This is a genomic window from Pseudomonas sp. OVF7, from assembly GCF_030644265.1.
Classification (GTDB): domain Bacteria; phylum Pseudomonadota; class Gammaproteobacteria; order Pseudomonadales; family Pseudomonadaceae; genus Aquipseudomonas; species Aquipseudomonas gorinensis.
In genome coordinates this window covers 4,897,496-4,911,137 of sequence record NZ_CP128996.1, presented here as the reverse complement: position 1 = coordinate 4,911,137, position 13,642 = coordinate 4,897,496, and the positions used below count along the sequence as shown (strand labels likewise).

The window sequence follows — 13,642 nt, the reverse complement described above, 5'->3', positions numbered from 1 at the left end:
GGCGTGCAAGCATTAATCGAGTCGGTAGGGTCACTTTCTGCGCAACAAAAGAAAGCGTTGGCGGTCATGCTCAAGCAACAAGGCATCAACCTGTTTGAGATTGCCCCGGTTTTCAAGCGTCAGGACGGTGAGCCCCTTCGACTCTCTTATGCCCAGGAGCGGCAGTGGTTTTTGTGGCAACTGGAGCCGCAAAGCCCGGCCTACAACTTGCCGCGCGCCTTGCGGCTCAAGGGCCGGCTCGACCGTGTCGCCCTGCAACGCAGCTTCGATAGCCTGCTGGCCCGCCATGAAAGCCTGCGCACCCACCTGCATCAAGATGCCGAGCAGGTGCTGCAGGTGATCGACCCCGTGGTGCGCGTTGAAATCGCCCATGAAAACGGCGACCCCGAGCAGCTTGAAGCGCTGGTGCAAGCAGAAGTCGCCACGCCGTTCGACCTGCAGCAAGGCCCGCTGCTACGGGTCAAGCTGCTGCAACTGGCGCCGGATGAGCATGTGCTGGTGCTGGTGCTGCACCACATCGTGTCAGACGGCTGGTCGATGCAAGTGATGGTCGATGAGCTGGTGCAGTGTTATGTGGCTTACAGCCAGGGCCAGGAGGCGCGCTTGCCGGCGTTGGCGATTCAATACCCGGACTACGCCTTGTGGCAGCGCAGTTGGATGGAAGCCGGTGAGAAAGAGCGCCAATTGGAGTACTGGCGCGAGCAACTGGGGGGCGAGCAGCCGGTATTGGAGTTGCCGCTGGACCACCCGCGCCCGGCCGTACAAAGCTATCGCGGCGCGCGCCTGGACATGGGCCTGGAGGCGACGCTGGTCACCGGCCTCAAAGCGTTGGCCCAGCGTGAGGGCGTGACGCTGTTCATGCTGTTGCTGGCGTCGTTCCAGACCCTGTTGTATCGCTACAGTGGGCAGTCGGATATCCGTGTCGGCGTGCCGATCGCCAACCGCAACCGCGCGGAGACCGAACGCCTGATCGGCTTCTTCGTCAACACCCAGGTGCTCAAGGCCGATATCGACGGGCAGATGACCTTCAGCCAGTTGCTCACCCAGGTCAAGCAGCGCGCGCTGCAAGCCCAGAGTCATCAGGACCTGCCGTTCGAGCAGTTGGTGGAAGCCCTGCAACCGGAGCGCAGCCTGAGCCACAACCCGCTGTTCCAGGTGATGTTCAACCACCAGACTGAAGGCCGCAGGGTACGCGGCGAGCAGCAGTTGCCCGGCCTGGCGGTGGAGGCGCTGGAGTGGGACAGCCAGAGCGCCCAGTTCGACTTGAGCCTGGACACCCAGGAATCGCCCGACGGTATTTGGGCCTCGCTGACCTACGCCACTGACCTGTTCGACGCCGCCACCGTGCAGCGCATGGCCGAGCATTGGCAGGGCTTGCTGCGTGCCGTCGTGGGGCGGGCGGGCGCGCGCATCGCGCAACTGACGATGTTGACCGAGGCCCAGCAACGCGGGCTGTTACAGGACTGGAATCACGCAGCGCCAGTGTTGCAACACAGTGCGGGTGTGCATGGGCTGTTCGCGGCGCAAGCGCTGCAACGCCCGGAGCACACGGCACTGTGCCTGGGCGGACAGTCGCTGAGCTATGCCGAATTGAACCGCCGAGCCAACCGCCTGGCCCATGCGCTGATCGCTCGAGGTGTCGGCCCCGAAAGGCTGGTCGGCGTGGCGGTGGCGCGCTCGTTCGAGATGGTGGTGAGCCTGCTGGCGGTGCTCAAGGCCGGCGGCGCCTATGTGCCGCTCGACCCGCAATACCCGCGTGAACGCCTGCTGCATATGCTTGAAGACAGCGGCGTGCGCCTGGTGCTGACCCAGGCGACTCTCGACCTGCCGCTACCCGAAGGCTTGGCGACGCTGGACCTGACGCATACGGATTTGACTCAGTACCCCGAGACGGATCCGCAGGTAGCCGTCGACCCGCAAAACCTCGCCTACGTGATCTACACCTCCGGCTCCACGGGCAAACCCAAGGGCGTGGCGATCAACCATGGGGCGTTGACCGAGTTTTCCAGCATCGCGGCGGGCTATTCGCGGTTGACCCAGGACGATCGCGTCCTGCAATTCGCCACCCTGAACTTCGACGGGTTCGTCGAGCAGCTCTATCCGGCGCTGACCCACGGCGCCACCGTGGTGCTGCGCGGTCCAGAGCTGTGGGACAGCGCGCGGTTGTACGAGGAAATCATCGCTCAAGGCGTCACCCTGGCCGACTTGCCCACCGCCTACTGGAACCTGTTTTTGCTCGACTGCCTGGCGGCGGGGCCGCGCACATATGGCGCGCTGCGCCAGATCCATATCGGCGGCGAAGCCATGCCGCTGGACGGCCCGGCGCAGTGGTTGAAGGCCGGCCTGGGCCATGTTCGATTGTTGAATACCTACGGCCCGACCGAGGCTACGGTGGTCTCGAGTGTGCTGGATTGCACGTCCAGCGAGACCATCGGTGCCACCGCCAGCCCGATTGGTCGCTCCTTGCCAGGCCGTGCCCTGTACGTGCTGGATCGCGACCTGAACCTGGCGCCACTGGGCGCGGTGGGCGAGCTGTATATCGGCAGCCACTGCGGTTTGGCCCGCGCCTATCTGAACCGTGCGCTGTTGAGCGCCGAACGCTTTGTGCCGGACCCGTTCGGCGCAACCGGCGAGCGCCTGTACCGCACCGGCGACCTGGCGCGCTACCGTGCCGACGGGGTGATCGAGTACGTCGGGCGTGTCGACCATCAGGTGAAAATCCGCGGTTTCCGCATTGAGCTGGGGGAAATCGAAACGTTGCTGCTGGCCCAGCCCGGCGTGCGTGAAGCGCTGGTGTTGGCGGCCGACCATCAACTGATTGCCTACCTGGTCGCCGAGCAACAGGATGCCGAAGCGCTCAAGGCCACCTTGCGTGAGCAACTGCCGGACTACATGGTGCCGGCGCACCTGATCTTCCTCGACCGCATGCCGCTCAATCCGAACGGCAAGCTGGATCGCCAGGCGCTGCCGAAACCCGACGCCAGCCAGTCGCAACACGCCTGGGTCGCGCCGGTGACGGAGCTTGAGCAACAGGTCGCGGCCCTCTGGGCTGACATCCTCGGTGTCGAGCGGGTCGGGCTGGCGGATCACTTCTTTGAGCGGGGTGGCCACTCGTTGCTGGCGATGCAGGTGGTGTCGCGTCTGCGTCATGCCCTGGGGCGTGAAGTGCCGTTGAAACTGCTTTTCGAACAACCGCGTCTCGAAGGCTTTGCCGCCGCCTTGCACGCCCTGGAAGCGAGCGTTGGCGAGCCGGTTCCCGCGTTGTTGCCGGCCAGCCGTGAGCAACCACTGCCGTTGTCCTATGCCCAGGAGCGCCAGTGGTTCCTCTGGCAACTGGACCCGCACAGCGCGGCTTACCACATCCCCAGCGCCCTGCGCCTCAAGGGCGCGTTGGACCGTTCGGCGCTGCAACGTAGTTTCGATGCCCTGGTCGCTCGCCATGAGAGCTTGCGCACCTGTATTCAGGTGCTGCCAGAGGGCGCGCGCCAAGTCATTCAAGCCCAGGCCCCCGTGTCGATTGCCCTGGGTGAGGTGAGCGAGATCGATCTGCACGCGCAGGTCGCCGCCGAGATTGCCCGGCCGTTCGATCTGCAAGCCGGGCCGCTGTTGCGTGTGACCCTGCTGCGCCTGGCCGAGGACGAGCATGTCTTGGTGTTGGTGCAGCACCATATCGTCTCCGATGGCTGGTCGATGCAGGTGATGGTCGACGAGCTGGTGCAGCTGTATGCCGCCTTCAGCCAGGGCGAGATGCCGCAATTGCCGGACATGCCGATCCAGTACGCCGACTATGCGCTGTGGCAACGCGATTGGATGGAGGCCGGCGAAAAGGCGCGTCAATTGGCGTATTGGCGCGACCTGCTGGGGGGTGAACAGCCGGTGCTGGAGCTGCCGTTCGATCATCAGCGCCCGGCGCAGCAGAGCCATCGCGGCGCTCGCCTGGACGTAGCGCTGCCAGCGGCCCTGGCCACCGATCTCAAGGCATTGGCCCAGGCTCACGGTGTGACGTTGTTCATGTTGCTGCTGGCCTCGTTCCAGACGTTGTTGCACCGCTACAGCGGCCAGCAGGACATCCGCGTCGGCGTGCCCATTGCCAACCGCAACCGCGTGGAAACCGAGCGCCTGATCGGCTTCTTCGTCAATACTCAGGTGCTCAAGGCCGAGATCGATGGGCAGACGACCGTTGCCCAGTTGCTGGCCCAGGTCAAACAGCGCGCGCTGGAGGCCCAGGCCCACCAGGACCTGCCGTTCGAGCAACTGGTGGAAGCCTTGCAGCCGGAGCGCAGCCTGAGCCTCAACCCGCTCTTCCAAGTGATGTTCAACCACCAGGCCGAAGGGCGCCCGGGCGATACGCCGCCGGCACTCGCGCACTTGCGCATCGAAGGCTTGGCGTGGGAGCGCCGCACGGCCCACTTCGACCTCGACCTGGACGTGCAGGAAAACCGCGACGGGCTGTGGGCGTCGCTGGGTTATGCCACCGATCTGTTCGACGCCTCGACCATCGAGCGCATGGCGCGCCACTGGCAGAACCTGTTGCAGGCGATGGTCGATGATCAGGCGCAGAGCATTGGCCAATTGAACCTGCTGGATCGCGACGAACAGCAGCACATCTTGCAACTGTGGAACCGCACCGATTCCGGCTTCCCGGCCACGCGCCTGGTGCACGAATTGGTCGCCGACCGTGCCGCTGAAACACCGGAGGCCGTGGCGGTGAAGTTCGACGCGCAGACCCTGACTTACGGCGAGCTGGACCGCCAGGCCAACCGCCTGGCCCGCGCACTGATCGCCCGTGGTGTGGGCCCCGAAGTGCGCGTGGCGATTGCCATGCCACGCAGCGCCGAGATCATGGTGGCGTTCCTCGCCGTGCTCAAGGCGGGTGGGGTGTATGTGCCGCTGGATATCGAATACCCGCGTGCTCGCCTGCTGTACATGATGCAAGACAGCCGCGCCCGGTTGCTGCTGACTCACTCGCGGGCGTTGCAGCAACTGCCGATCCCTGACGGCTTGGATACCCTGGCGATCGATCGCACTGAGGAATGGGCCGATTACAGCGACACGGCTCCAGACGTGAAGCCGCACGGCGACAACCTCGCCTACGTGATCTACACCTCCGGCTCCACCGGCCTGCCCAAGGGCGTGGCGGTGTCCCATGGCCCGCTGGTGGCGCACATCATCGCCACCGGCGAGCGCTATGAAACCTCGCCTACCGATTGCGAACTGCACTTCATGTCGTTCGCCTTCGACGGCTCCCACGAAGGCTGGATGCACCCGCTGATCAACGGCGCGAGCGTGCTGATCCGCGATGACAGCCTGTGGTTGCCCGAATACACCTACGCGCAGATGCATCGCCACCAGGTGACGATGGCCGTGTTCCCGCCGGTGTACCTGCAACAGCTGGCCGAGCATGCCGAGCGCGACGGCAACCCACCGGCCGTGCGGGTGTACTGCTTCGGCGGCGATGCGGTGGCGCAAGCCAGCTACGACCTGGCCTGGCGTGCGCTGAAACCGACCTACCTGTTCAATGGCTACGGCCCAACCGAAACCGTGGTCACGCCGCTGCTGTGGAAGGCCCGCAAGGGGGAACCGTGCGGGGCGGTCTATGCGCCCATCGGCACACTGCTCGGCAACCGCAGCGGCTATGTGCTGGACGCGCAACTCAACCTGCAACCCATCGGCGTGGCCGGTGAGTTGTACTTGGGCGGGGAGGGTGTGGCCCGGGGTTACTTGGAACGTCCGGCCCTGACCGCCGAACGCTTCGTGCCAGACCCCTTCGGCAAACCCGGCAGCCGCGTGTACCGCAGCGGCGACCTGACCCGTGGCCGCCCGGACGGCGTGGTGGACTACCTCGGCCGCGTCGACCATCAAGTGAAAATCCGCGGCTTCCGCATCGAACTGGGCGAAATCGAAGCGCGCCTGCGAGAGCAGGACAGCGTCGGCGAAACCGTGGTCGTGGCCCAGGACGGCCCGACCGGCAAGCAACTGGTGGCCTATGTGGTGCCTGCCGATCCTGCCCTGGTCAACGCGGTGGAATTCCGTGAAGCACTGCGGCGTGCCTTGAAAGCCCGTCTGCCCGACTACATGGTGCCCGCGCACTTCATGTTCCTCGCGCAGATGCCGCTGACTCCCAACGGCAAGCTCGACCGCCGCGGCCTGCCGCTGCCCGACGTTGCCCAGGCCCAGGGGGTGTTCGTCGAGCCGGTCAGCCTTTTGCAGCAGCAGGTGGCTGCGATCTGGGCCGAGGTACTCGGCGCCGAACGGATCGGCCTGAGCGATCACTTTTTTGAACTGGGCGGGCATTCCTTGCTGGCCATGCAGGTGATCTCGCGCCTGCGCCAGTTGCTGGCGCGCGAAGTTGCCCTGCGCACGTTGTTCGAACAGCCGCAACTGGAAGGGTTTGTGCTGGCGTTGCAGGCGCAGGACGCCACGGTGCTGGCCCCGCCGATGCTCGCGCTCAGCCGTGAGCAACCCCTGGCGTTGTCCTATGCCCAGGAGCGGCAGTGGTTCCTCTGGCAACTGGAGCCTGAGAGTGCGGCCTACCACGTGCCCAACGCATTGCGCCTGAGCGGGCAACTGGATCGCGCGGCCTTGCAGCGCAGCTTTGACGCCTTGCTCGCACGCCATGAAACCTTGCGCACCGTGTTTGTCACCGACGGTGAGTCCACGCGGCAGCACATCCTGCCCGTCGCCACGCTGAAGTTGGATGAGGCGCGGCTGCTCGGTGCATCGCCGCAGCAGGTGCAGGCGCGGGTGGAAGCGGAAATCGCCCGGCCTTTCGATTTGTACCAGGGCCCGCTGCTACGCGTGACACTGTTGCAACTGAGTGAACAGGAACACGTGCTGATATTGGTCCAGCACCATATCGTTTCCGATGGTTGGTCGATGCAAGTCATGGTCGATGAGCTGGTGCAACTGTACGCCGGGTTCAGCCAGGGGCGGCCGGCGCAATTACCCGCGCTGGTGCTGCAATACGCCGATTACGCCGGGTGGCAGCGCGAGTGGATGGACGCCGGCGAGAAGCAGCGCCAGATGGAGTACTGGCAGGGCCTGCTGGGCGGCGAGCAACCGGTACTGGAGTTGCCGCTGGACCACCCGCGCCCCGCGGTGCAGAGCTACCGTGGCGCCCAGCTGGAAGTCGGCCTGGATGCCGACGTGGTTGCCCGCCTCAAGGGCCTGGCGCAACGCGAAGGGGTCACGCTGTTCATGCTGTTGCTGGCGTCGTTCCAGGCCGTGTTGCATCGCTACAGCGGGCAGTCGGACATCCGTGTCGGGGTGCCGATCGCCAACCGCAACCGGGTGGAGACCGAACGCCTGATCGGCTTCTTCGTCAACACCCAGGTGCTCAAGGCCGATATCGACGGGCAGATGTCCTTTGCCCAGCTGTTGCAGCAGGTCAAGCATCGCGCCCTGCAAGCCCAGGCGCACCAGGACTTGCCGTTCGAGCAGTTGGTGGAAGCCCTGCAACCGGAGCGCAGCCTGAGCCACAACCCACTGTTCCAGGTGATGTTCAACCACCAGGCCGAGGCGCGTGTGCCGCGTGGCGAGCAGTTGCCTGGCCTGCGGGTGGAAGGGCTGGAGTGGGACAGCCACACCACGCATTTCGATCTGAGCCTGGATACCCAGGAGTCCGCCGAAGGCATATGGGCCTCGCTGACCTACGCCACCGACCTGTTCGAGGCCGCCACCGTGGCACGCCTGGCGCGGCATTGGCAGAACCTGTTGGACGCTGTGGCGCGAGATGCCCGGCAACCCATCGGCGAGTTGAGGCTGCTCGATCGCCAGGAACACGCGCGCCTGCTGCGGGATTGGAATACCCCGGCCCCGGCGTGCTCGATTCAACAGGGGGTGCAGCATCTGTTCGAGCACCAGGCGCAACGGCGTCCGGAGCACACGGCACTGTGCCTGGGCGGACAGTCGCTGAGCTATGCCGAATTGAACTGCCGAGCCAACCGCCTGGCCCATGCGCTGATCGCGCGGGGTGTTGGCCCGGAAGGGCTGGTTGGCGTGGCGGTGGCGCGCTCGTTCGAGATGGTGGTGAGCCTGCTGGCGGTGCTCAAGGCCGGCGGCGCCTATGTGCCGCTCGACCCGCAATATCCGCGTGAACGCCTGCTGCATATGCTTGAAGACAGCGGCGTGCGCCTGGTGCTGACCCAGGCGACTCTCGACCTGCCGCTGCCCGAAGGCTTGGCGACGCTGGACCTGACGCATACGGATTTGACTCCGTACCCCGAGACGGATCCGCGGGTAGCCGTCGACCCGCAAAACCTCGCCTACGTGATCTACACCTCCGGTTCCACGGGCAAACCCAAGGGCGTGGCGATCAACCATGGGGCGCTGACCGAGTTCTCCAGCATCGCGGCGGGCTATTCGCGGTTGACCCAGGACGATCGCGTCCTGCAATTTGCCACCCTGAACTTCGACGGGTTCGTCGAGCAGCTCTACCCGGCGCTGACCCACGGCGCCACCGTGGTGTTGCGCGGCCCAGAGCTGTGGGACAGCGCGCGGTTGTACGAGGAAATCATCGCTCAAGGCGTCACCCTGGCCGACTTGCCCACCGCCTACTGGAACCTGTTTTTGCTCGACTGCCTGGCAGCGGGGCCGCGCCCGTATGGCGCGCTGCGCCAGATCCATATCGGCGGCGAAGCCATGCCGCTGGACGGCCCGGCACAGTGGTTGAAGGCCGGCCTGGGCCATGTTCGATTGTTGAATACCTACGGTCCGACCGAGGCTACGGTGGTCTCGAGTGTGCTGGATTGCACGTCCAGCGAGACCATCGGTGCCACCGCCAGCCCGATTGGTCGCTCCTTGCCAGGCCGTGCCCTGTACGTGCTGGATCGCGACCTGAACCTGGCGCCACTGGGCGCGGTGGGCGAGCTGTATATCGGCAGCCACTGCGGCCTGGCCCGCGCCTATCTGAACCGTGCGCTGTTGAGCGCCGAACGCTTTGTGCCGGACCCGTTCGGCGCAACCGGCGCGCGCCTGTACCGCACCGGCGACCTGGCGCGCTACCGTGCCGACGGGGTGATCGAGTACGTCGGGCGTGTCGACCACCAGGTGAAAATCCGTGGCTTCCGCATTGAGCTGGGGGAAATCGAAACGTTGCTGCTGGCCCAGCGCGGCGTGCGTGAAGCGCTGGTGTTGGCGGCCGACCATCAACTGATTGCCTACCTGGTCGCCGAGCAACAGGATGCCGAAGCGCTCAAGGCCACCTTGCGTGAACAACTGCCGGACTACATGGTGCCGGCGCACCTGATCTTCCTTGACCGCATGCCGCTCAATCCGAACGGCAAGCTGGATCGCCAGGCGCTGCCGAAACCCGACGCCAGCCTGTCGCAACACGTTTGGGTCGCGCCGGTGACTGAGCTTGAGCAACAGGTCGCGGCCCTCTGGGCTGACATCCTTGGGGTCGAGCGGGTCGGGTTGGCCGACCACTTCTTTGAGCGAGGCGGCCACTCGTTGCTGGCGATGCAAGTCATCTCCCGCCTGCGCAATGTGTTGGGCCGAGAGGTTGCGCTCAGAAGCCTGTTCGAACACCCACGGCTGCAGGGGTTTGTCGCAGCGCTGTCGACCGAAAGCGGCATGCCATTGGCGCCACCCCTGGTCGCGGTGGAGCGAGGGCAGCCCTTGCCGTTGTCCTATGCCCAGGAACGCCAGTGGTTCCTCTGGCAGTTGGACCCGCACAGCGCGGCCTACCATGTGCCGAGCGCGTTGCGCCTCAAAGGCCGCCTGGATCCCGTGGCGCTACAGCGCAGTTTTGACGCCCTGGTTGCGCGTCACGAAAGCCTGCGCACCCACCTGAAACCGGAGGACGGGCGTGTGGTGCAGGTGATTGGCGCGCCGGCCAGTGTTGAGATCGCCCAGGTCGATGTGGATGCGTCGGTCCTGCGCACCCAGGTGGAGGCTTACATTGCGCAGCCTTTCGACCTGACCCAGGGCCCGCTGATGCGGGTGTGGCTGCTGCGTGTGGCTGCTGACGACCACGTGCTGGTGCTGGTACAGCATCACATCATCTCCGATGGGGGATCGATGCAGGTGATGGTCGACGAGCTGGTGCAGTTGTACGCCGCCTTCAGCCAGGGCGAGGTGCCGCAATTGCCGGGCCTGCCGATCCAGTACGCCGACTATGCAGTGTGGCAGCGCCAGTGGATGGAGGCCGGCGAGAAGGCGCGCCAGCTGGCTTACTGGCGAGACCTGCTGGGGGGTGAACAACCGGTGTTGGAATTGCCGCTGGATCACGCCCGCCCGAGCCAGCAAAGCCATCGCGGCGCGAGCCTGGACATCCACGTACCGGCGGCACGGGTCACCGCGTTGCGCGCGCTGGCCCAGCGTGAGGACGTGACATTGTTCATGCTCCTGCTCGCCTCATTCCAGGCGTTGTTGCACCGCTACAGCGGCCAGCGGGACATCCGCGTCGGCGTGCCCATCGCCAACCGCAACCGCGTGGAAACCGAGCGCCTGATTGGCTTTTTCGTCAATACCCAGGTCCTCAAGGCCGATATCGACGGGCAGCAGACGGTTGCCCAGTTACTGGCCCAGGTCAAACAGCGCGCGCTGGAGGCCCAGGCCCACCAGGACCTGCCGTTCGAGCAGTTGGTGGAGGCGTTGCAGCCGGAACGCAACCTGAGCTTCAACCCGTTGTTCCAGGTGCTGTTCAATCATCAAACCCAAGCCAGTGGCCACGACCAGGCTGAGCCGCTGCCCGGCCTGCAGGTCAGTGGCCTGGCGTGGGACGGCCACACGGCCCAGTTCGACTTGAGCCTCAATACCCATGAGTCGGCCGAGGGGCTTGCCGCCTCGTTCACCTACGCCACGGACCTGTTCGAGCCGGCCACCCTGGCACGCATGGCCGGCCATTGGCTGAACCTGCTCGACGGCATGACCCAGGACACCCGGCAGCGTATCGGCCAGTTACCGTTGCTGGATGACCAGGAACAGCAAGCAGTGATCCACGACTGGAACGCTACCGCTCGCGATTACCCGTTGCAGCGTTGCGTGCATCAGTTGATTGAAGCACAGGTCGCGCGCACGCCGGATGCGCCGGCCCTGGTGTTTGGCCAGCAGCGTCTGAGCTACGCGCAACTGAACCGCCGCGCCAACCGCCTGGCCCATCGTTTGATCGCGGCTGGCGTCGGGCCGGACGTGCTGGTGGGCCTGGCGCTGGAGCGTTCCATCGAAATGGTGGTTGGCCTGCTGGCGGTGCTCAAGGCCGGTGGCGCCTATGTGCCGCTGGACCCCGAGTATCCACGTGAGCGCCTGGCGTACATGCTTGAAGACAGCGGGGTGAAGTTGCTGCTGACTCAAGCGCACCTGCTGCAACAGCTCCCCATACCCCAGGGCCTGGATCATCTGGTGCTGGGTGAGTCGTGGTTCGAAGGCTACAGCGATAGCAACCCAGGTATCGTCCTGGACGGCGAAAACCTGGCCTATGTGATCTACACCTCCGGCTCCACCGGCCAGCCCAAAGGCGCGGGCAACCGGCATTCGGCCCTGACCAACCGCCTGCAATGGATGCAGGAAGCCTATGGCCTCGGTGCCAGCGACACGGTGCTGCAAAAGACCCCGTTCAGCTTTGACGTGTCGGTGTGGGAGTTCTTCTGGCCGCTGATGAGCGGTGCGCGCCTGGTGGTTGCAGCGCCGGGGGATCATCGCGACCCGGCCCGGTTGATCAGTGTGATCACCGCCGAGCAGGTCACTACAGTGCACTTCGTGCCCTCGATGTTGCAGGCGTTCCTCCAGGATGCGGCGGTGACCCGTTGCCAAAGCCTGCAGCGCATTGTGTGCAGCGGCGAGGCGCTACCGGTCGACGCCCAGCAGCAAGTCTTTGCCAAACTGCCGCAAGCCGGCCTCTACAACCTGTATGGCCCAACCGAAGCCGCCATCGACGTGACCCACTGGACCTGCGTCGACGAGGGGCACGACACGGTGCCGATCGGCGAGCCTATTGCCAACCTGCGCACCCATGTGCTGGATGCCGACCTGTCACCCGTGCCGGTCGGAGTTGCCGGTGAGCTGTACCTGGGCGGCGCAGGCTTGGCGCGTAGTTATCATCGGCGTCCGGGCTTGACCGCCGAGCGCTTCGTGCCTTGCCCGTTCCACCCTGGGGCGCGGCTGTACCGCAGCGGCGACCGGGTACGCCAGCGTGCCGACGGCGTCATCGAATACCTGGGCCGCCTCGACCACCAGGTCAAGCTGCGCGGCTTGCGCATCGAGCTGGGTGAAATCGAAGCGCGCCTGCTGGAACACCCGGCTGTGCGTGAAGCGAGCGTGCAGGTGGTTGATGGCAAGCAACTGGTGGCTTATGTGGTGCTGCAACCGAACGGTGACGATTGGCGCGAGCGCTTGAGCACCCACCTGGCCAGCCACCTGCCGGACTATATGGTCCCGGCGCAATGGGTAGTGCTGGAGCACATGCCGCTGAGCCCCAACGGCAAACTGGACCGCAAGGCGCTGCCCAAGCCCGAGGCCGCTGGCCGCGAGTACGTTGCGCCGCAGACTGAGGCCGAACAACAGATTGCCGCGGCATGGGCGCAGGTGCTGCAAGTCGAACGTGTCGGGTTGCATGACAACTTCTTCGAGCTGGGCGGTCATTCGCTGTTGGTGCTGATGCTCAAGGACCGCATTCATCAGGTGTGCGGTGTCGCGCTGGGCGTCAACCAGTTGATGCTGCACCCGACGGTCGCGGCTCAGGCGCGTTGCCTCGAGGGCGAGGGCGAGCGCTCGTTGATCGTCCGGCTCAATAGCCAGGCCCAGGGCACGCCGCTGTACCTGTTCCACCCAAGTTTTGGCTCGGTGCATTGCTACAAGGCCATTGCCCTGGCGTTGCGTGAGCAGCGTCCGGTGTTGGGCGTGATGTGCCGGGCACTGGTGGACGAAAGCGTTGAAGTGCCGACCTGGGCGCAGATGGTCGAGGACTACACCCAGCAATTGTTGAGCGCACAGCCCCACGGCGCTTACCGCCTGGCCGGCTGGTCCCTGGGCGGCAACCTGGCCATGGAGGTGGCTTACCGCCTGGAACAGGCGGGCCGCGTGGTGGAATCGGTGGGCTGGATCGATGCGCCGCCCCCGGCCCGCTTTACTGCGTTCTGGCAGCAGGGGGCGCAGTTGGATCAGCGGGTGACGTCTGCGGCCGAGCGGCGCGTGGAGTTGCTGGCGGTGATGTTCCCGGCGTACGCCGAGCAGATCCACGCGGTGTGGCAGGCGACGTGCGGCAGCCAGGATGAGCAATGGCAGCAGGTGTCCGATTGGGCTGAGCGGACCCTGGGCGATAGCTTCCGCGTGCTCAAGGATGAGTTGCAGTCGGGCGGCGAAACCGAGCGCTCCTGGGCGCTCAAGCAGGTGCTGGATGAGCGCCTGCAAGACACCGATTACCGCGCCATCCGGGCGCCGGTCAATTGCTGGTGGGCGGCCCTGAGCGAGGGCGGTATCCACCAGGCGTTGATCGAGTCCGGTATGCGCGAGGTGATTGGCCAGGCGGGTATCCGGCGTTCGGTGGTGATCGATACGACTCACCACCGGATCGTGGATAACGCTGAGTTCATCAGCAGCTTTGTGGCGGCTATGGAGTAAGCGGTTGCTGTAAAGGGCGCCCCTGGCCAGCGATGGCCAGGGGCGTTTTGCTGTCTGATACCGCGTGTTCATCCAGGCTTGC

At 65.3% G+C, this 13,642-nt stretch carries 1 protein-coding gene; it reads left to right on the top strand.

The features are described 5' to 3' along the window. Window positions 1-3: 3 nt before the first annotated feature. The gene (locus tag QU606_RS22190) at window positions 4-13,560 is read left to right on the top strand and encodes a non-ribosomal peptide synthetase (RefSeq protein ID WP_304997528.1); all 13,557 of its coding nucleotides are present in this window, start codon (window positions 4-6) and stop codon (window positions 13,558-13,560) included. The last annotated feature ends 82 nt before the right edge of the window (window positions 13,561-13,642 follow it).